General features: G+C 33.6%; 30 protein-coding genes. 7 read left to right on the top strand and 23 right to left on the bottom strand.

The features are described 5' to 3' along the window. Positions 1-103: 103 nt before the first annotated feature. Together MN187_RS03710 and MN187_RS03705 are read right to left on the bottom strand one after the other, a co-directional pair. Entirely contained in the window at positions 104-1,897 is a 1,794-nt protein-coding gene (locus tag MN187_RS03710; RefSeq protein WP_242094333.1) for a leucine-rich repeat domain-containing protein, read from the bottom strand. Positions 1,898-2,071: 174 nt separating this feature from the next. Further along, entirely contained in the window at positions 2,072-4,036 is a 1,965-nt protein-coding gene (locus tag MN187_RS03705; protein ID WP_242094331.1) for a sucrose-specific PTS transporter subunit IIBC, read from the bottom strand. A gap of 223 nt (positions 4,037-4,259) precedes the next feature. Between MN187_RS03705 and MN187_RS03700 the strand changes: the two genes are divergently transcribed. Both MN187_RS03700 and MN187_RS03695 read left to right on the top strand, forming a co-directional pair. Then, positions 4,260-5,744 carry a sucrose-6-phosphate hydrolase gene (locus MN187_RS03700; RefSeq protein ID WP_117974083.1) on the top strand — a complete coding sequence of 495 codons (1,485 nt, stop codon included), beginning with the start codon at positions 4,260-4,262 and terminating at the stop codon, positions 5,742-5,744. A 16-nt stretch (positions 5,745-5,760) separates the two neighbouring features. Further along, the gene (locus MN187_RS03695) at positions 5,761-6,744 is read left to right on the top strand and encodes a LacI family DNA-binding transcriptional regulator (protein ID WP_241699615.1); all 984 of its coding nucleotides are present in this window, start codon (positions 5,761-5,763) and stop codon (positions 6,742-6,744) included. 40 nt (positions 6,745-6,784) lie between these two features. Here the strand turns inward: MN187_RS03695 and MN187_RS03690 are convergent, their stop codons facing one another. From MN187_RS03690 to MN187_RS03675, 4 genes are all read right to left on the bottom strand, one after another. After that, positions 6,785-7,495, bottom strand: a complete 711-nt coding sequence (locus MN187_RS03690; RefSeq protein ID WP_117974079.1) for a LutC/YkgG family protein — start codon at positions 7,493-7,495, stop codon at positions 6,785-6,787. Beyond that, positions 7,488-8,960, bottom strand: a complete 1,473-nt coding sequence (locus tag MN187_RS03685; RefSeq protein ID WP_117974077.1) for a LutB/LldF family L-lactate oxidation iron-sulfur protein — start codon at positions 8,958-8,960, stop codon at positions 7,488-7,490. The genes MN187_RS03690 and MN187_RS03685 overlap by 8 nt, the downstream gene beginning before the upstream one ends. Further along, complete coding sequence (locus tag MN187_RS03680) at positions 8,960-9,718, bottom strand: (Fe-S)-binding protein (protein ID WP_117974075.1); 759 nt, start codon at positions 9,716-9,718, stop codon at positions 8,960-8,962. The genes MN187_RS03685 and MN187_RS03680 overlap by 1 nt, the downstream gene beginning before the upstream one ends. Positions 9,719-9,918: 200 nt before the next feature. Next, entirely contained in the window at positions 9,919-10,110 is a 192-nt protein-coding gene (locus MN187_RS03675) for a hypothetical protein (RefSeq protein ID WP_117974073.1), read from the bottom strand. A 328-nt stretch (positions 10,111-10,438) separates the two neighbouring features. On the opposite strand from MN187_RS03675, the gene MN187_RS03670 reads away from it, so the two are divergent. Then, the gene (locus MN187_RS03670) at positions 10,439-11,623 is read left to right on the top strand and encodes an iron-containing alcohol dehydrogenase (RefSeq protein WP_117974071.1); all 1,185 of its coding nucleotides are present in this window, start codon (positions 10,439-10,441) and stop codon (positions 11,621-11,623) included. A 37-nt stretch (positions 11,624-11,660) separates the two neighbouring features. Here MN187_RS03670 and MN187_RS03665 read toward each other — a convergent pair whose 3' ends face one another. From MN187_RS03665 to rbsR, 8 genes are all read right to left on the bottom strand, one after another. Then, entirely contained in the window at positions 11,661-12,380 is a 720-nt protein-coding gene (locus tag MN187_RS03665; RefSeq protein ID WP_241699618.1) for an epoxyqueuosine reductase QueH, read from the bottom strand. A gap of 402 nt (positions 12,381-12,782) precedes the next feature. After that, positions 12,783-12,986 carry a hypothetical protein gene (locus MN187_RS03660; protein WP_242094329.1) on the bottom strand — a complete coding sequence of 68 codons (204 nt, stop codon included), beginning with the start codon at positions 12,984-12,986 and terminating at the stop codon, positions 12,783-12,785. A 23-nt stretch (positions 12,987-13,009) separates the two neighbouring features. Continuing rightward, positions 13,010-13,141, bottom strand: a complete 132-nt coding sequence (locus tag MN187_RS10610) for a VanZ family protein (protein ID WP_370448246.1) — start codon at positions 13,139-13,141, stop codon at positions 13,010-13,012. 81 nt (positions 13,142-13,222) lie between these two features. Further along, complete coding sequence (locus MN187_RS10530) at positions 13,223-13,348, bottom strand: hypothetical protein (RefSeq protein ID WP_255424334.1); 126 nt, start codon at positions 13,346-13,348, stop codon at positions 13,223-13,225. A 117-nt stretch (positions 13,349-13,465) separates the two neighbouring features. Continuing rightward, positions 13,466-14,344, bottom strand: coding sequence for a ribose/proton symporter RbsU (rbsU, locus tag MN187_RS03655; protein ID WP_242094327.1), 879 nt, complete (start codon positions 14,342-14,344; stop codon positions 13,466-13,468). 31 nt (positions 14,345-14,375) lie between these two features. Then, positions 14,376-14,771, bottom strand: a complete 396-nt coding sequence (gene rbsD / locus MN187_RS03650; RefSeq protein ID WP_242094325.1) for a D-ribose pyranase — start codon at positions 14,769-14,771, stop codon at positions 14,376-14,378. Then, positions 14,771-15,685, bottom strand: coding sequence for a ribokinase (gene rbsK, locus MN187_RS03645; protein WP_242094322.1), 915 nt, complete (start codon positions 15,683-15,685; stop codon positions 14,771-14,773). The genes rbsD and rbsK overlap by 1 nt, the downstream gene beginning before the upstream one ends. Before the next feature lie 89 nt (positions 15,686-15,774). Next, positions 15,775-16,767, bottom strand: coding sequence for a ribose utilization transcriptional repressor RbsR (gene rbsR, locus MN187_RS03640; RefSeq protein WP_117974057.1), 993 nt, complete (start codon positions 16,765-16,767; stop codon positions 15,775-15,777). Positions 16,768-16,868: 101 nt separating this feature from the next. Between rbsR and MN187_RS03635 the strand changes: the two genes are divergently transcribed. Together MN187_RS03635 and MN187_RS03630 are read left to right on the top strand one after the other, a co-directional pair. Continuing rightward, complete coding sequence (locus MN187_RS03635; protein WP_242094320.1) at positions 16,869-17,066, top strand: hypothetical protein; 198 nt, start codon at positions 16,869-16,871, stop codon at positions 17,064-17,066. Positions 17,067-17,420: 354 nt separating this feature from the next. Then, positions 17,421-17,681 carry a helix-turn-helix domain-containing protein gene (locus MN187_RS03630; RefSeq protein WP_242094318.1) on the top strand — a complete coding sequence of 87 codons (261 nt, stop codon included), beginning with the start codon at positions 17,421-17,423 and terminating at the stop codon, positions 17,679-17,681. A gap of 171 nt (positions 17,682-17,852) precedes the next feature. On the opposite strand, the gene MN187_RS03625 is transcribed toward MN187_RS03630, so the two are convergent. Next, positions 17,853-18,878 (bottom strand): threonine aldolase family protein, encoded by a 1,026-nt coding sequence (locus MN187_RS03625; RefSeq protein ID WP_242094316.1) that lies wholly within the window; start codon positions 18,876-18,878, stop codon positions 17,853-17,855. A 395-nt stretch (positions 18,879-19,273) separates the two neighbouring features. Here MN187_RS03625 and MN187_RS03620 point away from each other — a divergent pair, with 395 nt between their 5' ends. Both MN187_RS03620 and MN187_RS03615 read left to right on the top strand, forming a co-directional pair. After that, positions 19,274-19,846, top strand: coding sequence for a hypothetical protein (locus MN187_RS03620; protein ID WP_117974049.1), 573 nt, complete (start codon positions 19,274-19,276; stop codon positions 19,844-19,846). 13 nt (positions 19,847-19,859) lie between these two features. Continuing rightward, entirely contained in the window at positions 19,860-20,867 is a 1,008-nt protein-coding gene (locus MN187_RS03615; RefSeq protein ID WP_117974047.1) for a helix-turn-helix transcriptional regulator, read from the top strand. 39 nt (positions 20,868-20,906) lie between these two features. Here MN187_RS03615 and folP read toward each other — a convergent pair whose 3' ends face one another. From folP to MN187_RS03575, 8 genes are all read right to left on the bottom strand, one after another. Continuing rightward, positions 20,907-21,683, bottom strand: a complete 777-nt coding sequence (folP, locus tag MN187_RS03610; RefSeq protein WP_233519214.1) for a dihydropteroate synthase — start codon at positions 21,681-21,683, stop codon at positions 20,907-20,909. A gap of 1 nt (position 21,684) precedes the next feature. Continuing rightward, positions 21,685-22,251 carry a non-canonical purine NTP pyrophosphatase gene (locus MN187_RS03605; RefSeq protein ID WP_117974045.1) on the bottom strand — a complete coding sequence of 189 codons (567 nt, stop codon included), beginning with the start codon at positions 22,249-22,251 and terminating at the stop codon, positions 21,685-21,687. A 2-nt stretch (positions 22,252-22,253) separates the two neighbouring features. Next, complete coding sequence (gene folE, locus MN187_RS03600; protein ID WP_117974091.1) at positions 22,254-22,817, bottom strand: GTP cyclohydrolase I FolE; 564 nt, start codon at positions 22,815-22,817, stop codon at positions 22,254-22,256. Between the two features lies 1 nt (position 22,818). After that, positions 22,819-23,307 carry a 2-amino-4-hydroxy-6-hydroxymethyldihydropteridine diphosphokinase gene (folK, locus tag MN187_RS03595; protein ID WP_117974043.1) on the bottom strand — a complete coding sequence of 163 codons (489 nt, stop codon included), beginning with the start codon at positions 23,305-23,307 and terminating at the stop codon, positions 22,819-22,821. A 1-nt stretch (position 23,308) separates the two neighbouring features. After that, positions 23,309-23,671 (bottom strand): dihydroneopterin aldolase, encoded by a 363-nt coding sequence (folB, locus tag MN187_RS03590; protein ID WP_117974041.1) that lies wholly within the window; start codon positions 23,669-23,671, stop codon positions 23,309-23,311. A gap of 133 nt (positions 23,672-23,804) precedes the next feature. After that, complete coding sequence (locus MN187_RS03585; protein WP_147340788.1) at positions 23,805-23,996, bottom strand: hypothetical protein; 192 nt, start codon at positions 23,994-23,996, stop codon at positions 23,805-23,807. Between the two features lie 84 nt (positions 23,997-24,080). Then, positions 24,081-24,341: a metal-sensitive transcriptional regulator gene (locus MN187_RS03580; RefSeq protein ID WP_071456657.1), complete on the bottom strand. Its 261-nt coding sequence runs from the start codon at positions 24,339-24,341 to the stop codon at positions 24,081-24,083. Positions 24,342-24,360: 19 nt separating this feature from the next. Next, positions 24,361-26,001, bottom strand: a complete 1,641-nt coding sequence (locus MN187_RS03575; protein ID WP_242094314.1) for an FAD-dependent oxidoreductase — start codon at positions 25,999-26,001, stop codon at positions 24,361-24,363.

Below are 26,001 nucleotides of genomic sequence, written 5' to 3'. Positions count from 1 at the left end.
TCACTTGGTGTTTCTACTTCACTTGGTGTTTCTACTTCACTTGGTGTTTCTACTTCACTTGGTGTTTCTACTTCACTTGGGTGTTCTACTTCACTTGGTGTTTCTACTTCACTTGGTGTTCTACTTCACTTGGTGTTTCTACTTCACTTGGTGTTTCTACTTCACTTGGTGTTTCTACTTCACTTGGTGTTTCTACTTCACTTGGTGTTTCTACTTCACTTGGTGTTTCTACTTCACTTGGTGTTTCTACTTCACTTGGTGTTTCTACTTCACTTGGTGTTTCTACTTCACTTGGTGTTTCTACTTCACTTGGTGTTTCTACTTCACTTGGTGTTTCTACTTCACTTGGTGTTTCTACTTCACTTGGTGTTTCTACTTCACTTGGTGTTTCTACTTCACTTGGTGTTTCTACTTCACTTGGTGTTTCTACTTCACTTGGTGTTTCTACTTCACTTGGTGTTTCTACTTCACTTGGTGTTTCTACTTCACTTGGTGTTTCTACTTCACTTGGTGTTTCTACTTCACTTGGTGTTTCTACTTCACTTGGTGTTTCTACTTCACTTGGTGTTTCCACTAAAACATTATTCTCATCAAGTTTCAAAGCATTCGTTAATTTTACTTTATCATTATCTGTTGCTACCACAAATTGAATATTATTAATATCTGTATAAGACGAAAAATTTAATGCCTCTTCAGAAACCGATAAATTTGGTGCAGAAAATGCGACTGATACTAAACTAGCAAAATCTCCACCCATAAATCCATTAGGAATCTCTTGTGTTCGGTTACCAAATGTAATGTCGGTTAATCCACTTAATTCATAAAAAGGATTTTTTCCATATGACACAACAGAATCAGGAATGGTTAAGCTTTTCAAATTAGGAATACTATAAAATGCTAAACGACCAATATGCTCGATTTTATTACCCAGAGATACTTCTTCTAATTTCAACATGTTTTTGAATGCCAAATTATCTATTTTTTCCAAGTTATTATTTAAGGCAATCTTTTTTAACCCAGTATTGTATTCAAATGCATTCTCACTAATCAACGTCACTGTATCCGGAACAACGTATTCCTTTGCATATTTATCAGCAGGATACGTGATTAATTCTGTTTGATTTTTATTAAATAATACGCCTTCATTTGATGAATACACTTGATTCTCATCATCAACTGAAATATCTTCTAGAGCAATTGCACCTGAAAAAGGAAATGCACCAATAGTGGTCACATTTTTCGGCAGATAGAATGAACGTAATTTTTTATTTGTTCTAAAAGCTCCCTCACCAATAGATGTCAATTTAGACGCTTTCGAAATATCAAAGGAAGATAAACTGTGATTAAATGTAAAAGCATTCTTTCCAATAGTTGTTACTGAGTCTGGTAAAGAAAATTGATTTAACCCTGAAAACGCAAAGGCATTATCTCCGATTGACTCCAATTGGCTTTCTTTTGGAATTGAAACAGACATTAAATTAATAGCACTATAAAACGCTTTTTCTTCTATTTTTCTAATGCTACTTGGCAACGAGAGAGTTTCAACATTTGAACCTGCTTCAGAAATCTGACCTGCCTCATCCTCATACGTTGTAAACGCAAAACTCCCTACACGAGTCACCGCATATTCTTTTCCATCAAACTCAACATATGAGGGAATGATGACATTAGTTGATAAATTAGGAATCGGCTGTTCACCATCCCCCACCTGAACTTCTAATTGACTTTCTTTATCATTAATGATTTTGTATATGACTCCTTGACTATCTTTAAAAAGTGTTGCCTGTTCCGTATCCAACATAACGACTTCATCTCTTATATCTGATGCCTCTACAACACTGCTATCTATATGACATCCAACCAAAATTAATGTACTCAATAATAAAACTTTTTTCATTCTATTCTCCTTTTTTAGGTATACCTAATTTTTTATTTTTGTTAATCTAAATTATAACGTTAGAAAGAATCAAGTCAAGTCCCTAAAGATGGATATTAAAATAAACCCTTGTATATAATAAAAAAACTTGTTATCAGGCAACCTTAGTAAGCCCAATAACAAGTATTTCTTAAATTATTCAGTTGGTTGTGTCACAACTAATAAATCTTCTTTAGCTGCTACTTCTTTTTTATTTAATGCTTCAATATTACTAAAAGCATTTGTATTAGTAACAATCATCATCACAGTAGGATCATAGCCTTTTTCTTTTAACAAGTCTAAATCAACTGTTCCTAATAAATCACCTTTTTTAACTATGTCACCACTTGTTTTTTCAGTTGTAAATCCTTCACCATTTAATTGCACTGTATCAATACCGATATGAATCAATACCTCAGCCTTTTTATCTGTCATAATACCGTACGCATGTTTTGAATCATACACAACAGTTAATTCACCATCAGCAGGGGCATACACGTTGCCATCAGTCGGAGAAATCGCAATCCCTTTCCCCATCATCTCTTGAGAAAATACCGGATCATTGACCTCTTTTAATTGAACAACTTCACCAGCAATTGGTGATTCTAACACATCATCTTGTACAGTTTTAATACTTTCCTCAGGATCTTCATTTATTTCTACTGCTGTATTAGTTGCAGCTCCAGATACAGTAGCTTCTGCAAACAGATGACCATTTTTCTTACCATATAAATAAGTTGTGATAAACGCTACAACAATGCTAATGACAATTCCTATCATGTAATAAGGAATTGATTTTGGTGCAATTGAAATGAAGCCAATCACACTAGCAGGTCCCATTGCAACAGCTAAAACATGAAAGAATCCAATAAATGTTGTTGCAACGGCTGAAGCTATCATTGCACAGATAAATGGAAACTTAAGTTTTAAGTTAACCCCAAAAATGGCTGGTTCTGTAATACCAAGTAAGGCTGAGATACTTGCTGAAGTTGCTAAGCTTTTTTGTTTCTCATTTTTTGTTAAAAACATCACGGCTAAAGCCGCCCCACCTTGAGCCACATTGGCCATAGAAGCCACTGGGAAGATAAATGAACCGCCTGTTTTAGCTACTTCTGCTAAAAGAGTCGTTTCAATAGCTGGAAAACTTTGGTGTAAACCAGTAATCACGATCGGTGAATAAAATAAACCGAATACTCCTAACCCAATTGCTCCTGTTGTATCATATAACCATACTAAACCATCAGTCAATCCATCAGATACACCACGCATGACAGGTCCTACGAACATAAACGTTAAGAACCCTGTAATAATCAATGCTAGCATCGGTGTAAACGTAAAATCAAAAGCATTTGAAATACGTTTATGGAAAAATTTTTCTAAAGTAGCTAAAATCCACGATACTGCTAAAACTGGTAAAACAGATCCTTGATAGCCAGCTTGTGCAACATCCATACCAAAAATATGCCAATAATTCATTGTACCATCTGCGATAGCATTTGCTACACCATACCCATTGACTAAATCTGGCATAACCATCGCCATCCCCATGGCCGCTCCTAGATACGGGTTACCACCAAAACGTTTGGTTGCAGAAAACCCAACTAGTATTGGTAAAAAAGCAAACGGTGCTGAAGCTAATAAATTAATAATTCCTGCATAATCTTGTAACACCGGGTACATTTGAACCACTGATTGAGGGCCAAATAACTGTTCAGCTGTTAAGACATTATTTAACGCCATCAACAAACCACCAGCAACTAACGCTGGAACAATTGGAACAAAAATATCAGATAATACTTTAATAAAGTCCATGATTGGATTTTGTTTTTTTCCAGTTGCTGCTTCTTCTTTAACTTCTGAAGTTGATACTTCTTTGACATTGGTTAAAGCAACTAATTCTTTATAGACTTTATTCACCTCACCTGCCCCAATAATAATCTGAAATTGCCCATTTACTTCAAACGTTCCTTTAACTGCATCAATATTATCTAAAGCAGCTTGATTCACTTTACCAGAATCTTTTAACACTAACCTTAAACGGGTGGCACAATGAGCGGCTGCTTGTAAGTTATCTTGCCCTAAAGCATTGTTTATCTCTTGTGCGACTTTTTTGTAATCCATTGTTTCTCCTCCTACAACATGTTTATAATGTAATCGCTTTTCTCGATTTAGATTATGTCATCTTTTCCCATAAATGTCAAACGTTTATCAAAAATATTCATGATATCTTTTTTTAATGACATTTCCTTATAAATAAAGTGCTTTTTAAATTGATATACGTTTGACAAAAAAGAATAAATACCTTACTATTTATGTGTCGAATACGCTTACTAGGAGGAACATTATGGTTTTAAAAAAAGAATGGACAACACCTGATAGATACAAAAAATATAATGATTGGGACACTGACTATATAAAAGAATTGATTACAACTGTTACTCATTCGCCATGGCGATTAGGTTATCATATCCAACCTAAAACAGGTTTATTAAATGACCCAAATGGTTTTTCTTTCTTTAATGGAAAATGGCAACTGTTTTATCAGGCCTATCCAATCGGACCTGTTCATGGGGTTAAATCGTGGGCGCATTTAACCTCTGATAACTTAATCGATTGGACGTATGAGGGTTTAGCATTAGAACCTGATACGTTTTTTGATAGTCACGGGGTTTATTCCGGATCAGCCTTACCAGTTAATGATAAATTATTACTAGCTTACACTGGAAATGTGCGTGATGATAATTGGCAACGTCGTTCTTACCAACTCGGTGCATGGATGGATACAACTAATCATATTACAAAAATCGATGAACCCTTAATTGATCATCCACCTGTTGGTTTTTCTCATGATTTTAGAGACCCACAAATTATTCCATTCAATGATGGCTATCTATTGATTATCGGTGCTCAGACAACTGATAATAAAGGAAAAGCACTAACTTATACTAGTAAAGACTTACAAAATTGGACTTTAAATGGTGAGTTAAATTTTACTAATGAACCAATGGGATACATGGTTGAATGCCCAAACCTTGTTTTTTCTAATGACAAAGCGTTGCTTATTTTCTGTCCACAAGGTTTAGATAAATCCATTTGTCATTATGATAATATCTATCCAAATATGTATATTATTGGCGATAGTTATGATTTAGAAACTAACGCCATTACTAATCCAACAGCATTAAAAAATTTAGATGAAGGGTTTGACGTATATGCCACACAAGCATTTAATAGTCCTGATGGTCGTGTCTTAGCAGTAAGTTGGATTGGTTTACCTGAAGTGAATTATCCGACAGATGACTATGGTTGGGCTCATTGCTTAAGCATAATTAAAGAGCTAATTATTAAAGATGATAAACTATATCAACTACCCGCAAAAGAAACAAAAACTTTGCGTCTAAATAGCATAAAATTACCTGAGAGCCAAACAATACATTACGATGCAAAAACAAATTGTTATGAATTAGAGATTGATTGCCATGACTCTGAAAAGGGTCAAATTAAATTAATGACTCAAGAAAATGGAGAGAACGGATTAAGTATCTCCTTTGATACAACTTGTGGTAAAATAATTATCGATCGTAGTCATATAGGGAATGGTTTTGCAAGAGAATACGGAGAAACAAGAGAGTTTTCTATTAGCCAAAAACCATTAACTCTCCAAATATTTGTAGATGAATCATTAGTGGAAGTCTTTATTAATGATGGTGAACAAGTAGCAACTGCTCGTGTCTTTCCAGAAGCTGAAGCAAATCATACATATATCACTGTTAATACCAATGTTCCTTCTTCTATCACTTATTACGAACTACGACAAACAAATAGATAAAGGAAGATAAGCATCAATGGCAATTAAATTAACAGATGTTGCAAAAAAAGCTGGCGTATCGCCAACAACTGTATCTCGTGTCATTAATAACTATGGCTCTTTAAGTCAAAAAACAATTAACAAAGTCAATCAAGCGATGAAGGAGCTAAACTATCAACCAAATAGTTTAGCCAGATCCCTTCAAGGTAAACAAACACAATTAATTGGATTAATTTTTCCAACTGTTTCTAATCCTTTTTATGGTGAATTAATTGATAAAATTGAAACGCGATTATTCGAGAAAGGTTACAAATGTATTATTTGCGACAGTGCGAATAATAAAGAAAAAGAAAGAAACTACATCAATATGCTAGCAGCAAATAAAGTAGATGGGATTATCGCTGGGGCTCACAATCTTGGTATCAAAGAATACGAGAACATTGATTTACCCATCGTCTCATTTGATCGATATTTGGCAGATGGCATTCCAATTGTTGGTAGTGACAATTTTCAAGGGGGATATTTAGCAACAGAGACCCTGTTTCTAAAAGGGGCAAGAAATATCGCTATTTTAACTGGCTCCCAACGCTCAAACTCACCAACTAATAGACGACTGAATGGGTACCTTTCGTTCATTGAAGAGCATCAATTAACGCCTAAAGTATTTAAGTTTGACCAAAGCTATCAATCAGCTGCCTTAAAAAACATCGAAATCAAACGAATTTTAGAAAACGAAGACATTGATGGGTTGTTTTGCACGGATGATTTAACAGCTATCTTAGTTTACAACCAGTGCCAACAACTAGGTATTTCGATTCCTGAAGATATGAAATTGATTGGCTACGATGGAACAAAGTTTGTCAGAACTTACTTCCCTCAACTAACCACTCTCGCGCAACCACTGACTGATTATGCCGATATCTTAATTGACTTGTTAATGCAACGAATTGATGACGTGGAGAAAAAATTAGAAGACCATTATTTTTTACCAGTTACTTTTGTACAGGGACAAACAGTTTAAAAAAAGCATGTAGAAAAATCTCTACATGCTTTTTGCTTGTCTATAAATCATTTAATACAACATAATACATTTTTAACGGGCCATGAAGTCCGACAACTAATTGCATCTCAATGTCACCAGAGTTTGATGGACCTGAAATAAAATGAATGGCAGAACCAACAGATTCACCTTTTTCAATTTTTTCAGCAAAGTAGTTGGCTGCTTGTGTTGAACGAGCCACAATGCTACTTTTTTTAATCAGTGAAATATAGTGTGTTGGTAAAAAGTGTAGTGAACGCCCTTGACCTGGTGTTGTTTCTACCACAATCGAGCCAGATTCCGCTAGCATAAAATCAGCATTAGCAATCACGACATTGGCTTCTTCTGCTTTTTTTATGTTACTATCACGAAACTCTTCTCCCTCATCCCAATAAGAAATATCAGAGCTATATTCTGTTTCTAGAAAATCTAATAACTCTTTAGAAAAACGATCATCTTTAGGTAATAAAATATTTCCATTTCCTGATTGTTCAATCAATTTTTTCAATGTATTATGTAACTCACTTGATGGAATATCTAACAACTCAGTATGAATATCTTTGACTTTTTCTTTACAAATGCCAAGTAGTTCGTCTACATTCTTATCTGATAAGTGTGTTTGTGGCAAATCATTCACGGGAATATAAGGATGTTCTGCAACATTTAAAGGCGTTGTCCCTAATTTTTCATGTAAGTTAGCTAAAAACTTATCACGATTATAAATATTAGTCATTGTCTGCACCTGCCTTATGATCTTTAAACCATTTTCTAAAGCTATCTTTGTATTTAGGTGGTCTTGGTAAATCTCTCACATCTGTCCAACCTTTTACAAGTCCAGGACCTTTATTGATAAAGCCACCAAACTGGTACATATTTGTAACGGAGGTTGGTGATTTTTTACTTAATACACCCATTCCACCATGTGCCATGTGAATCGCTGAATTGAATAAAAATGGTGAAGCAGTCCCACTACCAATAACTTTCATTTGGAAATCTTCAAATCCGTGTTTCATTTTCAAGTCATCTGTCATCACTTTACGGTGTTCAATTAATAATTCATGTAACGGAATCTTAACAGGGCAGGTTTCTGTACAAGCACCACACAAACTTGATGCATAAGGTAATTCACCAAACTGTTTGTATCCACCTAATACTGGAGATAAGACAGCACCAATTGGACCTGGATAAATAGACCCATAACCATGTCCACCGATATGACGATAAACAGGACACACATTCAAACATGACCCGCAACGAATGCATTGTAGGACTGGTTGGAAAGCTGTTCCTAACGCATTTGAACGACCATTATCCACGATGATCACGTGGAAGTCTTCTGGTCCATCTGATTCATCTGCTCGTTTTTGTCCAGCAAACGTCACATAAGTCGTTAAACTTTGACCAACCGCACTTCGAGCCAATAAGTTATCCAACACTTCTGCTTCTTTCATCGTTGGAACAATTCGTTCCATTCCCATTAAGACAATTTGTGTTTTCGGAATACTAATCGTCAAATCAGCATTTCCTTCATTTGTATCCAAATTAATCATACCACTATCAGCAATTGCAAAGTTACAACCTGTAATCCCAACTTCTGCTTCAAGGAAAAATTTTCTCATGACTTCACGAGCACACCTAGCTAAATTTACTGGATCATTATCCCCTTTGTAGCCAAGTTTTTTCTCAAAGACCGCACGAATTTGTTCTCTATTTTTATGAATACTTGGAAACACAATATGTGATGGTTCATCCCAATCATCCATTTGTAAAATAAATTCTGCTAAGTCAGTTTCCATGACACTCACGCCATCAAGTGTTAACAGCATAGGATCAACATCGACTTCTGTTGTGACCATTGATTTTGATTTAACAATTTTTTTTGCTTTTTTATCTAAGACGATTTGTTTAACGTACTCATTAGCTTCTTCTGCTGTTTGAGCAAAATAAACGTGCCCACCTTGTTTGGCAACATTATCACTAAATTGCTCCAAATAGTCTGGCAAATAAGCAATCGTATGTTGTCTGATACTCTCACCTAACTCGCGCCACTCTTGCCAATTACCTAATTTGTCACGAGCACCTTCACGTTTTACCCATTGAGCATCCTGAGCTTTAGCTACGGCCTGTTGCATGAAGACATCTTTTTTACTATCTTCTAATCGCTCTTTAAATGGTTTTGTACTTGTTGTTAATCCCATTAGTTTGCCACCCCGCTAGATAATTGAATTCGACTAGTATCGACATTTGAATTTAATATTTCTGCGATGTGCATGATTTTAATCGGATTACCATCTCGGTTAAACTTACCACCAATATTCATCAAGCATCCCATATCAGCACTAATTAAAGTATCAGCACCTGTATTAATGACATCGTTCATTTTTTCTGTCACCATTTGCTCAGATATCTCTGGCATCTTGACGGAGAAAGTTCCACCAAAACCACAACAATTTTCAATATGGCCTAATGGAATCATTTCTAACCCTTCAACATTATCCAATAATACAAATGGTGCTTCCCTTTCACCTAACAGACGTGTCATGTGACAAGAACGATGATAGGTTGCTTTACCTTCATAACACGCACCTACATCTGTTAGTCCTAATACCCGGTAAATAAACTGACTAAATTCGTATGTTTTCTCTGCTAATTCAACTGCTTTAGGATAATACACCTCATCATCCTTCAACAACTCTGGATACTCACGTAACATCCCCACGCAAGACCCTGCTCCACCTACTACGTAATCTGAGTTTTCAAATGCTTCTAATTGATTAATGAGTGTTGCTTTGCTCTTCTTTTCATAACCACTATTAAACGTTGGTTGACCACAGCAAATTTGTTTTTCTGGAAAATCGACCTCACATCCTAATCGTTCTAGTACCTCTACCATGGCTATTCCAACATTTGGAAACATTAAATCGACGACACAGCTGGTAAATATGCTTACTCTCATTCTGATTCCTCCAAACAACAACTTATTTTTTTAATACAACTTTATTTTACTACTTTCAGACTAATTCAAACACTTTCACAAACAATTTTTTACTGTTTCTGTACTATTTTTATAAGTAATTCATCATTTTTCCTATACCAACAACAACGAGGCATAAAACGATTGTGTATAAAAGACAATAAAACATCGCTTTTTTAAGGCTAATTCATAACGCCTCCCAGACCATCTGTGATACTATGCACAAAAGAGAACCCAAAACCCACTATGCTCAAAATAATCGTGCCGACAAATCCAATCATACAAGCTAAATCTCCTCGTATATGAAAAACACCCAATGATAACATCAGCCATACTATCGGAATAATAGCGACAAAATGTTTCAATAAATCCATGTTATACCTTCCATTTTCAATTTAGAATACACAAAAACTAAATAAAAGACACCTACTATCCTAATAATAGGTATAAAAGAATAAAAATAACCTAATAAACAAGATAAAAAATAAATAATATAACTATTTAAACTTTAACATATTAAAAAGTTAAATAAATACATCTTTTTTATTTTTATAAATTTAACTAATTAATACATCATTATATAAAACACTTTAATGCCTATATAATAGTTAAAAACTTAATCATAATATAAGCCAAAAGAGTATATTATTGACAAATCTTTCCAAAAATAAGACAATATCATAATAGAAATGGGGAATATTGATGAAGAATTTTAATTTTCACGCACAAACCAACATTTTATTTGGAAAAAATCAAATTAACCAATTACCAACTGTATTAAAGCAATATGGAAAAACTGTATTATTGACTTATGGTGGTGGTAGTATTAAGCGAAATGGATTATACGATGATATTTACCGCTTAATTGGAACGGACACTAAAATCATCGAATTAGGTGGCATCGAGCCAAATCCTAGACTTAGTACTGTTATAAAAGGTGTTGACCTTTGTAAAGAAAATAATGTTGATGTTATTTTATCTGTTGGAGGAGGTTCAACAATTGATTGCTCCAAAGCAATTGCTGCAGGTGTATTCTACGATGGAAACCCTTGGGACTTCGTTGTTAACAATGAGATTAAGTTGACAAACGCTTTACCCATTGTGACAATATTAACGATCGCCGCAACAGGTTCAGAAATGAATGGGGGAGCAGTTATCACAAATGAAGAAACAAAAGAAAAATTAGGTTTCCATACACGCCTGGTCACACCCAAAGTATCAATTTTAGATCCCACTTACACATTCTCTGTTCCAACCTATCAAACAATGGCTGGTTCAGCAGATATTTTTAGTCATTTAATTGAAAATTATTTTAATCAAACACCAGATACCATGGTTCAAGACGGCATTGCTGAAGGCTTAATGAGAACAGTGTTGCATTACACGCCAACAGCTTTAACCGATCCAACAAACTATGAAGCTCGCGCTAATTTAATGTGGGCAAGCTCTTTAGCACTTAATGGTTTAACTGGAAATGGAAAAACTGGCGTTTGGTCATGTCACCCAATGGAACATGAATTAAGTGCCTATTACGATATTACTCATGGTATTGGTTTAGCTATCTTAACACCAAGATGGATGGAACACGTCTTAAATGATGACACAGTCGAACGTTTCGCTTTATACGGACACCGTGTGTTTGATTTAGAGCTAAATGACGACCTATACATCATAGCAAAAGAAGCCATTAAACAAACTTATGACACTTTTGTTAAGTGGGGCGTTCCAATGACCTTACCAGAAGTCGGTATAGATGACTCGCTCTTAAATGAAATGGCTGAACAATCAGTGAAGCATTCAAATATCAGCACAAAAGCCTATGTACCACTTAGCGCTGATGATGTATTAGCTATCTATACTGACTCATTAACACCTATGACATTTTAAATAAAAAAGCATTTCTCGAGAAAAAGAGAAATGCTTTTTATAATTCAGCTTCTTTTAAATACTGCTTTGCTTCTTTATTGATGTTTTTTAAATCTATCCCTTGCTGTTTAGCAGCAAAAACACACCCACAATAACATTGACGATAAACATCGTATTCTCTACATAATTCAATTGATCTTTGATAGCCACCTCTTTTTTTAAAATCACTTGGCAAATAATTGACGTCATAAATCTTTTGAATGTCTAATCCAATTTCATTAATCAGTTGAGCATTTTTCTTTGGAGAAATCGTTAAGGCACTACCGAAATAATCAAATCCTCTTTTTTGCGCTTCTTCAGCCACTAGGTCTAATCTCATCTGAAAACAACTCGTACACCTTTTTCCACCTTCTGGCTCAGATGTTAATCCCTGTTTAGTCATTATTTTAATGAATTCATTTGGTTCGTAATCAGCTTCGATAAACGCCACTTCTTTATGATACTCACGATTAAATGTTTCTACAAACTCCTGTTGAACCATCGCTCGCCTTTTATATTCACTCTCAGGATAAATATTGGAGTTGGCAAAGTATATCGTGACATCTGCGTAATCCGTTAAAAACTCTAATGTGTAGGTACTGCATGGTGCACAACAACTGTGTAGCAATATCGTTGGACGTGTTTCCTCTTTTTGCCATGTTTGAATTAACTTTAACAACACACTATCATAATTGATTGTTTGATTTTTCAAGTTACTTATAATATCCATCGAATCCATCACTAATACTCCTCTATTGTATCTATTTTATTTTATTATAGCAAAGTTACATGTTTTGTTGCTATATGAGTAATGTGTTGAAAGTCATACCCATTCTTTTTGTCAGAAAAAACTCATTATCGGATAGTTGACAACTAACTATTCATTAATCTTTATAAATAAGAATAGTTTTCTCAAAGCCTTCTTCTATACACGAGTTGGTTCAATAACTTTTTCTACTAAAACTATTTTTAATATTTCACTATCTTCATAAAAAAGAAACCCTACAAATAAGATTTCTTTTTTAATTTTGAGGTAGACCTTTTCAGAGTCATAATGTTGTCGTCTGTAATACATGGTAAGTCTACAGCACGACATAACGTCATTTATGTTTACCTAATGATAAAACAACTAATTATTAGGTTAACTATTTAAAAGCCCAAAGAAATTTTTTTCAATAAGAGAGTTGAAATTTTTAAGAGAAAACTCTTCATTATCACTAATTTTATCTAAAATATTTTCTTTACTTTTAATATAAAAATAGAATTTTTTTTCATGTTCAAAGCTAAGGCAGTATTCATTAAATGGTGTTAAAATTTCAATATCAAAATTTTTAATCTCTCTCAATGTATTTTCTTTAAATCCTAATTTTATATTAAAAGACCAGTAATTCCTCCTAATGTATTAGTTATCATGTCAGTAATATCTGTCGCTCCTAAACCAAAAATAATTGGTAACACTTCTATTCCAAGTGAGAATAAAAAATAAGCATTCTTTTTTATTATTAATCCCTAACAGTCCACCAAAAGGGATGAAAATAATGACCTTGTTAATGATTTCTGATAAATCTGTTCTTTGGTTAACTATGACTGATTATTGAATTGAATCATTAAGTCATCAAATGATAATGAAAACTTAAATAATAATACCCAAATTAAACTAATGATATATCCTATAAATAAAACTTTTTCCTTTTTACTATCTCTCATATTTCCACCTCTAATCATCTATCTAACCTTATTAGAAAACGAATCATCCCAAAGTCTTAATGAATGTTAACTGATAAACATGAAAAAAGACCTTCACGAAGAAGGCCTTAAAACTAATTATACAATAACTGTTAATGTTGCCGCTAATAAAATGAGGATAAGCCCAACAATGGTTATTTTCATTTCTTTTGGTGTTTTCTTTTGTCCTAAGAACCAAATACCTGTTAAAGTCGCTAATACAACAGATGTTTGGGATAATATGAATCCTGTTGCTAATCCATTCATACTAGGTTGAGCTGATATTAAATATGTTAAAGCTGCAAAAGCAAAGAAAAATCCTGAAATAATTTGTTTATAAGATACTACTTGAGTCAATGCATTTTCTTTTTCTTTTATAGCGATAACTAAACTATAAACAACCGCCACAATCACCATTCCAATGGCTTGTGGTAAGAATGCATTCATTCCTGTAATGCTTGTTTCTTGCGGTGCTGCTGAGTATAACCAATAACCAATTTCACCAACTGCTAAAATAATCACAGCTTTCTTAATGTTACTAGAATTAGCACTGTCTTTTTTTTCAGACCACACTGTAAACCTTGCACCAATGATAATTAATACAAGAGCTAAAGCACCTATCAATTTATCCGTTATTGTTGGCCAGTTTCCTAAATGAACCACTCCCCATAAAGAAGCAACAATTAATTGAAATGCTGTTGTGATAGGCATCGCTCTTGATGAACCAACTAATTCAAATGATTTAAATGTTAAAATTTGTGCACTTGCCCAACCAATCCCTGATACGATACCTAATGTTAAATCCATGCCAGTAGGCAATGTTAAATCATTAACAAAAAATAAAATAATGGCAAAAATTAATGTTCCAAGCGTTGATCCAACAATTTGATTAACTGGTTTGCCACCAATTTTTGAGGCAATAGTTGGGTACAATCCCCAACCTAGTAATGGTCCTAACCCTATTAGTAAAGCTGTCATATTTACAAAATCCTCCTGGTAAAATTTCTAATTAAAATGTTACGCCACTTTCAAGTAAGATATTCGCATAAGGTGTCATTTCACCAGTTCGAATAAACGCATGTGTCTCGTTCAATTTTTGTTTCATGTTACTATGTGGGATAAATTCAATCGGCGTGTCAGTAAAACGTTCTTCAATACGTTTTAAAATAGCTGGATTAGCCTCTTTTATCTCCTCTGCCAAATAAATCTTTTGAACTTCTAATTCTTCTAATACATTATCCAAAACGTCAAGAAAACTAGGGATACCATTTGTAACAGCTAAATCAATTTTTTCTGTTCCAAATGGGACTGGCATACCAGCATCTCCAATACTTAATAAATCGAAATGACCCATTTTCGAAATAACTCTTGATATATCACTATTAATAACCGCTGACTTTTTCATTATTTTATCTCCTTTATTTCATTTTCAAAAGGTATTGATGGCTGTGCTCCATAGCGTTGCACGGTTAGGGATGATGCTTTATTTCCATAATCAATGGCTTCTTCAATATTAGAAAAATCTTTTTCTAATCGACTAGCAAATGCTCCTATAAAAGTATCCCCTGCTGCTGTTGTGTCAACTGCTTTTACCTTATAGGCAGACACAAAACCTGATTGATCACCAAAATTATAGTAGGCACCACGACTTCCTAACGTGATAATTACTAACTCAACACCTAGTTCTTGTAATTTTTTTGCAGCTAATTCAATTGATTGATCATCATCTAGAGAGATTCCAGTAATTAATTCTGTTTCTGTTTCATTTGGAATAATGATATCTGTTAACTTAAGAAGTTCGTCAGAAATATTTTTGACTGCTGGTGCTGGATTTAAAATCGTTTTAACCCCTGCTTCTTTTGCCAGTTGAAAAGCTCTGATTGTCCCACTGATAGCACTTTCAAACTGTGCAATTAAAAAATCGCTGGTCTCAATTACTTGTTTGTAATCTTCCACTAAATTTTCAGTAACATGATTATTTGCACCTGCATAAATCATAATACTATTTTCTCCAGATTCGTCAACCGTTATAAATGCTTGACCTGTTGATTCATTATCAATTGTTTTAATACCTGATACATTTATTTCTTCACCTTCAAGCAATTCAAACATGACTTTGCCTGCTGCATCATTACCAATGGCACCAATAAAACTAGTGTTAGCTCCAGATCGTTTACTAGCTACTCCTTGGTTGGCTCCTTTACCACCACCTGCAGTAAAATGCTCAATGGCATGAATGGTTTCACCAGGTTTAGGCATTTCTTTAACTCTTAACGTTGTATCTAGATTAATACTTCCAATAACAGTAACATGATTCATTATACGTTCCTCCTATTTTTATTAAAACGTTTTAGTAAAACGTTTTAATTTTGCTTTCGAAAAAAATATAGCACACTTTGAAATAGTTTTCAAGTGTGTGCTACCGATAATCTTTGAATTAACTGAACGGGTAAAACTATTTCAGTCTCATCCATTTCAGGATGCTCTATACGTTGAATTAATGTATTGGCTGTCTTTTGACCAAGTTCAAAAATAGGCTGTGACACTGTTGTCAATGACGGAGAAATATACGAACTCATTTCTATATCATCATAACCTACTACGCTATAATCATCTGGTATTTTTTTGCCACAATCACTTAATCCCGCATAGACACCAAAGGCTATTTCATCATTTGCCGCAAAAATAGCCGTTGCCTCCGTAAGTAAAATATCTGATACTCGTTTTTTTCCACTTGATTTTGTTAAATCCGTCGCAAAATAAATAACATCGCCCAAAAAATTAGCTGAAAATCCTTCTAATCGTTTTAAAATATTTTGGCTAGATGATTCTGGAAATAGTACAGCAACAATACGGTGCTCTAAATCATTTAAAAGATTAGCTACCAATTTTCCACCTAAATAATCATCTGTCTTTATAGAATCTTTTATCTGACTCGTTGATTGCCTATCTAGCTCAATAACTGGGATATTTTTTAAAGCTTCTTGTTTAACTAGTTCACCCATAGATACCCCAGAACTTGCGACAATCAGACCATCTACTCCTCGGTGGTTTAACGCTTCCAATGCTTTAATGCCCTTCTCATCATCTGTATCAACATTACATAGAATAGTCATAAAATCAGATTTAAATAACACCTCTTCTATTCCTTTTACTAAAGTAGCGAAAAAAGGATTGGTGATATCTGGTACAATAATTCCAATTGTCTGACTTTTTTTCATCACCATTCGTCTAGCAAAATAATCTGGCGCATACCCCAGATCATCTCTTGCTTTAAAAACTTTTTTCACCGTATCAGGATGAAATTGACGATACTTTCCATTTAAAATTTGAGACACTGTCGTGATGGATACTCCTGATTGTTTTGCTACATCTTTTATTGTAATCTTCTTTTTGGTCATGCTATTCTTCCTTTATCTTTAAGCTAATTAATCAATACAATTATTATTATACCTTAAAACATGATACCCTTTGTAGTATATAAATTTAAGGAGATTTTTTAATGGGATGTCATTGTAAAAAAAGTTTACCCTCAAAAATATTAATTGCTACTTCACTAATCATTATGACACTATTTAATAATACGTCATACAGTCAAATGGCTTTTAAAATTGGTGGTATGATCCAAATCATTGGTATCATATGGTTTATTATTGTGTATGTTTTAAATAGAACAACTACATGTAAAGTTAAACAGTAGATAGTAGCATTTACTCATTAGTAAATGCTTTTTTGTCAAACTATTTTTTAGGATGACTCATGTTAATATATTCTTCATATGTCATCCCGTATTTGACACTCTCCACTAAAGGTTCTTCTTTAAAGTGAAAATAATAATCTTTTCCCCATAGTTTCATCCCAATTTTTTGCGTAACTTTCCCTGAGCTACTATTATCCTTATGATGTGTAGCATAAACAACTTTTCACTTCAAATCTTCAAAGGCTATTTTGTGATTTTTCCATATACTTCACTCCCATCACACTTTTAGCAAGATTGGTCAAATTTTTTTCATTTACCTATGATACACTTTTACTAGAAAAGGAGGTCATCTTAATGAATTACTCCCACTACATCAAACGAGCGATTTCCTATATTCAACAACACTTAAATAAAGACTTAACACTTACTATAATTTCTGACTACATTGGGTACTCAAGTTATCGTTTTCATCGGTTATTTAAAAAAGAAACAGGGCTATCTCTGTATGACTATATCCAACAACAACGTTTAATACAAGCTTCTATGCTCTTAAAATACACCAATCTATCTATCAATCATATTTTTCCTATAACAACTTTTTCACTTCATGAATAATTTGATTAGTTTTTCTCATCGATTATTTCATAGATTATAATTTCCTTTAGCTACTTAATATAAATATATCATATTTTATAAATAGTAAGTATTTTTTTACAGAGGCTGTATATACGGAGTTTCAGTTAAATAAAAATTGTGAGGTGATTTTGATCACCTCACAATTTTTATTTATAAGTAACTTATTAACTCATCTACATTTTTTTCTAATGTGCCCCAACTTGTTGCAAATCTAACAACCATACGATCATTATCATATTTTTCCCATATTGCAAAAGACACATGCTGTTTTAATTTGTCTACTTGATCATTTGTCATAATAATAAATTGTTGATTCGTAGGAGAATCAAAAAATAACTCGTAACCTCTGTCTAAAAAAGCTTGCTTTATTTTTAAAGACATAGCAACAGCATGTTGACTAATATCAAAATATAAATTATTTGTAAATAGTTCCAAAAACTGAACCCCTAATAATCGTCCTTTTGCAAGCAGTGCACCATGTTGTTTTACAGTAGAAATAAAGTGTTTTGGTTCATTATTTTTAGTAAACACAACTGCTTCACCACATAACGCACCAATTTTTGTTCCACCGATATAAAACACATCCGAAAATCGAGCGATATCTTGAATTGTTACCTCTGATTCTTCACTAACCAAACCATATCCTAGTCGTGCCCCATCAATGAATAATGGCAACTGGTTGTCATGACAAACTCTTGATAAATCTTCTAACTCTTCATATGTATAAAGAGTCCCATATTCTGTTGGAAAAGAAATATAGACCATACCAGGTAAAACCATATGTTCTTTAGTCTCATCTGCATTAAAGACTTCTAGATACTCTTTAACAGAATGAGCAGATATCTTTCCATTTACTGATGATAACGTCAATACCTTATGACCACTATATTCAATGGCACCAGCTTCTCTTACATTAATATGACCAGTCTCAGGTGCTATAACACCCTCAAACTTATTCAACAATGCATCAATCACTATTTGGTTTGTCTGTGTTCCACCAACTAAAAAATGAACGGAAGCATCTTGACACTCTATCACTTCTTTTATATTTTCAATTGCTTGTTTTGTGAAGGAGTCAGAGCCATAACCGTATTCCTGTTCCATATTTGTTTCTATTAAACGTTGTAATACTTTTTCATGAGCTCCCTCAAGATAATCATTCGCAAATGATATCATCCAAATACCTCCAATCGTTTTTTATCAAACTTTTTTATTTTTTATATTTAATAATATACGGTTTTTTTATCCATTTTTTATCAAAATAGTTATTTTATTGTTTTTTTATTTATAAAAAAACAAACATAAGAAAAATTCTAATAAATATTAATAGTATATTAAGTTATTTAACACATTAAGTCAAATAATTTTCTAAAAAAATTCTAAAAAAAGAAGATAAATATTAGATATAGACACATTATACTATCTTTTTTTATAAAAAATGATGTTTTATGAGTTTTAAACAACTGTTTAGTATTTACAACGCCAACAATATATGATAAATAAATATATATTTCATTATATGTTTATTATTATGTTATATAATATAATGACATAATAAAGGAGAATTGAAAATGATTAGCACACAACGTTCAACAAAACAAATAGCTTACTTAACAATAGCTATTGCTGCAAATACGGTACTAGGTTCTATTATCACCTTTTCAGGGGTTCCTTTTTTATTTCTAGATTCCATTGGAACAATTTTTATTTCAACACATTTCAAATTAAAATATGGTCTACTCACCGCTGTTAGTACTCACTGTTTATTATCTGTCATCCATGGACCACTTGCCTTGCCTTTTATGTTAGTTAGTCTATCCATTGCAATCGTTTCACACTGTTTCAAATCATTTATTCATTCTTATAAAAAAGCTATCCTAGCTGGAATTATTATTGCTATTGTGGGTGCTCTTTTTAGCACGCCTATTCGAATTCTTTTGTATGGTGGATTTAAAGGAATGCAAAAATCTGTTAGTGATTTATTTTTTATCATGTTTAATCACTCAGGTTTTACTTATTTTTCATCTGTGTACTTTAGTACTTTTATTGATTTAGTTGGTGATAAAGTCATTTCATGTTTACTCATTACATATTTAATCAACCTAGCTCCGTTAAAAAAATATATAAGAAAAATTAACTGGTGAGGTGAAGAGTTATATGTCTAGTCAGGAAAGAATCTTAATAATTTTTATTCGACTCCTACAAGGAAATAGGCTATCTAAAGCTGATTTGATGGCAGAATTTCAAAAAAATGGGAGCACTATTCAACGAGATATGGCCATCATAGATGAGTTATTACATACAATAAATACTAGTTTACCAGCATCGAAATTGTCACCTTTTAGACAAATTGGAGAATTAGATCGTAAAAAACGTGGCTTCTATCAACTAACTGCTTTTAAAGAGAGATCTTATATGACGGATCAAGAACTGTTTATGGTTTTTAAAGTATTATTTGCTAGCAGGGGGTTTCACGAAAATGACTTAAAAACGATCTACTATAAATTATTTAATAACGTTGAAAATAAGCACACCATGGATAAATTATTGGCTAATGAACGATTTTATTATGAAGGCGTTCCAGAATCAACTATTTATCCATCCCTAACCTTATTATTAAAAGCCATGTTAAATCAACAAAAAGTCAAATTTTCTTATACTAAAAATGGTGAAACAAAAATTTTCACACGAGTACCTATGGATATTTACTTTTCTGATCTTTATTTTTTCATGGTTTCTGCTAAACATACCGCAAAAGATGATACTGATTTTGAAGCATTAAATAAATTTCGTATTAATAATATGAAACAAATAAACGTTCTAAATGAGCATAAACCAGTTGAATACGCAAATCGTTTTCAAGGAGGTATTTTAAGAAATCAAACCGCCCTTCCTTTTTTTGGTGATCCAATTACGTTAATTATCGACTTTTATTACGAGCCTGCTTATGTTCTAGATAGATTCCCCCATTCTGTCATAAAACAAGTCAATAAAGATGGGAGTCACCGTATTGAAATACCTGCTAATAATGGTTATGGTGTTAAAATGTGGTTATTAGAACAAGGTGCCCATGTTAAAGTAATTTCACCAAAATATATCCAAAAATATTTAATTGATAACATGAAGCAAACACTTTCTTATTATGATATTTCAACCACTAAATAAAAGACAAATCTATCATTATCATAGATTTGTCTTTTTTGTTTATCGTTTTAATTTATTCCAAACCGTTAACGCATCACTCATTCCTTTGACATTATGGACTCTAACCACCTCTACTCCTTTTTCCAATGAGAAAAGAGAAGCTGCTACTGTTCCAAAATCTCGTTCTTTTGGTTTATCTTCATTAATTAAATGGGCGATTGTCCGTTTTCTGGATACCCCGTAAAGTAATGGATAATCCTCATAACGACATTTTTCTGGGTAAGATAAAATGAGTTCATTATCTTCCATTGATTTATGAAATCCAATCCCTGGATCAAAACAAATGTTTTCTTTTGGAATATTATATGATTGGCATTGTTCCATTTTTTCTTGATAAAACTGAGCTAAGTCATCAAAAATGGATACCCCTTCTTGTCTAGGGCGTGAATGCATGATAATGACTGGTACATTATAGGACACCACTACTTCTGCCATACCATCCATATCCATCCCTTTAATATCATTGACAATATTTGCTCCAGCTTCGATTGCTGCTTTTGCTACTTCTGGGAAATAGGTATCAATTGAGATTGGAACGTCGCTAAACGTGCGAATAGCCTGAATGACAGGTATCACACGTTTCATCTCTTCATCAAAACCAATCTCCATATAACCTGGTCGAGTCGATTGTCCACCAATGTCGATAATATCAACACCCTCAGCAATCATCTCTTTTGCATGTTCCACGGCTATTTCAGCATCTGTATAGTCACCACCATCTGAAAAAGAATCTGGTGTCACATTTAATATGCCCATAATTGGTTTATCTTTAAACATGTTAACGCCTCCGTATTAATTCATTAAACGCCTGATTTCTTGGGCTAAGTTCATCACGTTGCTCCATATTGAGTAACGAAAGAGTCTGAGTATATCCAGTTGGAATTAAAATCGAATCAAACCCATATCCGCCACCTTCACAGATGGTCTCTGATACCCGTCCTGTTAATACTTTTTCGACAATGATTGGTTTATCTTCAAGGTTATATAAAACTAAACAAGCGTGCAATTTAAATCGTCTGTCACTCTCGTATTCTAATAAATTCAATAATTGCTCATTCATTTGCCTGTCTGTTAATCCCTTTTCAAAAAAACGTGCTGTATGAATCCCCAACTTATCAGGAAACGCACACAATTCTAATCCCCCATCATCTCCTATGACCGGTTTTTGAATAATCATCGCAATTTCCTTAGCTTTAATCAACGCATTTTCTACATAGGTTTTACCGTTTTCCACGATATCGATTGGTTCACTATATGTTGTATAGGATTCTATCGTTTCACTTGGAAATGCCAGTTGTAATTCGCGTATTTTATTTTTATTATTACTAGCTAAAATTAACTGCATGACTAATCTAACGCTCGTAAAAAATCGTCTTTAACATCCTTATCTTCTTTAAAAACACCTTGATAATGGAATGTTTTCGTCACACTACCGCGAGCTTTTACGCCACGCATTGCCATACACATGTGTTCTGCTTCAATCGATACGGCAACGCCTTTTGTTCTAACTTTTTCATTGATTAAATTGGCAATTTGGATTGTTAAATCTTCTTGAACATTTGGTCGTTTCGCACAAAATTCAACCATTCGAGCCACTTTACTTAGACCCAATACTTTATGATCACTTGGAATATAGGCAACGTGTGCTTTTCCAAAAAAGGGAAGTAAATGGTGCTCACACATTGAATAAAACTCAATATCTTTAACCAAGACCATGTCATCTTCATTCAAACTTGGAAAGACTTTGTAATTAGTAAATTCCTTTTCTCGTACGGAAGAAAAGACTTCTGCATACATTTTTGCTACACGTTTTGGTGTTTCTTTCAATCCATCGCGATCAACGTCTTCTCCAATCGCTGTCAAAATCGTCTTCACTGCTTCTTCAATCTGCCATTGTTTGTCTTGTTCCATCCTAATCCCAACTTTCATTTGTCTGTCTGACCTCACCAGCATTTCCTGATAACTCTATCCATTCATCAAGTGATTTTCCTTTAAGCATTTCTTTAGTGTAAACATCTTTTAAAGGAATCAACACAAAAGAGCGTTTCGTGATTTCTTTATGTGGAATGATTAAATCAGGTGTTTCAATTTCTAACTCTCCCATTAACACAATGTCAATATCTATCGTTCTTGGTCCCCATCTCACCAAACGTTCTCTATCTAAATTGGCTTCGATGTCATTCACCGTTTTTAATAACTCATTCGGAGACAATGTTGTCTCAATTTTTATGACAGCATTTAAATAATCATCCTGTGGCACATCACCATACGGATCTGTTTCATATATATCTGACTTACTTAAAACACTAATCTCACTATGTTGATTCAACTGTTCCACTGCTTGTTTTAGATAATGACGTGAATCCCCCATATTACTTCCAAGTGCCAAATAGGTTTCCATATTAATAATCTCTTTCCATTTCTATTTCGACATTATCAAAAAAACCGGCAATTGGGACATGATATTTTCTCGTTCTAACTAGAGCATGTTCAAGCATATCACCATATTTTTCACCTAATATATCTAGCACATAATAAGTAACAGCTTCAATCAAATCAAATGATTTAGATTCCAAAGCTGTTTTTACATCCGTGTACACATCAGCATAACTAATTGTTTGATGTAAATCATCTGTTTTACCTGCTTTTTCTAATGGTAATGTCAATTCTATATCTAATTCTAGTTTTTGTCCTAGTACTTTTTCTTCTCCCATCACACCGTTATAAGTATAAACTAGCATGTTATTAATTCTTACTTTTCCCATCACTATCTCCTTAAAAATATAGTATCGTCTATCCTTAGTGCTATTATACATAAAACTGTCAAAAAAGAGTCATTTTTATTAAATAAACATAAAAAAACACATCAAGACACCACTCACCTTAATGTGTTTTCTATTATTTCGATAAATCTAATTGCAACATATAATTATCAATAATTTCAGCTAAATCTGAAACGGATTGCTCGCTATATGAATTATCATATCCACTTGTCATGATAGTAATAAAATAGGGTTGTTTTTTATCTTTCACTAAGGCAATATCATTGCTGACTGTATACATTGGCATCCAACTTATTTTATGTACCACATCAACTCTCAGCTAACGTTATCAGGTATCCAACAAGTAGTAAAAAACCAACTATCCGTCAAGACAAATAGCTGGTTCAAACTTTTATTTTTTTATCACTAAATCAATGGCTTCTTTGATTTTTTCATCACGGTCTTCTTGAGTGATTGATTCTTCCTCTATGCAATCAATTAAATTTTCTGCTACAACTACACCAATAGCACGATCGATACTTGAGCGGATAGCCGATAGCTGAACCACAATGTCACGACAACTCTTGTCCTCATCTAACATTTTAAGAACTCCCCTAATTTGTCCTTCCGAACGTTTCAAACGATTACTAACTTTTCTTTTTGTGTCTTCCATTGTGACCACTCCTTATTATTTATGAAATTCCATTAATCGCCTTATACAGCAGATATGATCCATCTAAGTTTTTCACGTCATAACCCATTTGTGCAAGCATACGTTGTGCGATGTAACTTCTTTGTCCACTTTGACAGCTTAAAATAATTTCTTTGTCTTTTGGTAATTCGTTTGCACGTTGACGAATATCATTAAGCGGAATATTAATAAACCCATCAATCGTTCCTTGCGCAAACTCTTCTGGTGTTCTGACATCGACTAACATTGCTCCTGATGCTTTCACTTGTTCTAATTCAGTTAATTGAATATTTTCGGCTAAATGTTCAATAATGTTTAATGCGGCATACCCAACCATATTCACAATATCTTTTGCCGAACCAAATGGTGGCGCGTAAGTTAATTCTAATTCTGGTAAATCTTCAACAGTCAAACCACCTTTAATAGCTGTTGCTAAAACGTCAATACGTTTATCGGCTCCATCTTTTCCAACAGCCTGTGCACCATAAATTTTACCTGTTGTTGGATTAAATATCAACTTTAAGAAAATCATACTAGCACCAGGGTAATATCCTGCGTGGTTTTTTCCATCAACATGAACCACATGATACTCATAACCTAAATCTTTTACTTGTTTTTCTGTTAAACCAGTTGACGCTATTGTTTGCTCAAATACTCGAACAATGGCTGTTCCAATACTGCCTCTATTTTTACGTGGCATACCAGCAATCACATCTGCCACTTGACGACCTTGACGATTGGCAGGTGAAGCTAGTGCAATCATGGCGTCTTCATCATTAATTTGATTTTTAACGATAATCGCATCACCTACTGCATAAATATCTTTAACATTTGTTTCATAAGAATCATTAACTAAGATACCCCCACGCATACCCAACTCAATACCAGCAGATTCAGCTAATCCATTTTCAGGGCGAACGCCAACTGACATCAAGACTAAATCAGTGCCTATTTTTTCACCAGTATTTAATACAAGCGTTTGTCCGTTATTTTCCATTGCTACAACACCTTGGCTAGTTAGAACTTTCACCCCTTTATCACGCAACTCGTTCGTAATAAACGAAGCCATTTCAGCATCAACTGTTGGTAAAACGTGTGGTGCCATCTCAATAATGGTCACGTCTAATCCACGATGAACTAAATTTTCTGCCATCTCTAAGCCAATAAACCCTGCTCCAATAACCACAGCCTTTGCAGGTTTGTGATTGTTTAAATAAGTCATTACTTGATCAACGTCAGGGACATTTCTTAATGTAAATAAGTTTGTTGCGTCATTAATGCCGTCTAATGGTGGGATAAATGGTTTAGCTCCTGGTGAGAGAACTAATTTATCATAGCTCATTACTTCCTCTTGACCATTATGTAACAGTGTCACTTCTTTTTTATCTGCATCAACTGAAATCACTTCTGTTTTAACTTTGACATCCAAATTAAATCTAGCTTTTAATGTTTCAGGAGTTTGAACTAATAAATCCTTACGATTGCTAATTTCACCAGAAACATAGTATGGCAATCCACAATTAGCAAATGATACATAAGGTCCTTTTTCAATAATCACAATGTCCATCTCTTCATCTAAACGTCTTAATCTTGTTGCTGCGGACATTCCTCCTGCAACGCCACCGACAATAATTGTTCTCAT

This window comes from Vagococcus sp. CY52-2, assembly GCF_022655055.1.
Taxonomy (GTDB): domain Bacteria; phylum Bacillota; class Bacilli; order Lactobacillales; family Vagococcaceae; genus Vagococcus.
Note: the sequence above shows the minus strand (reverse complement) of the source record. Positions and strands in the feature narration are given on the sequence as shown.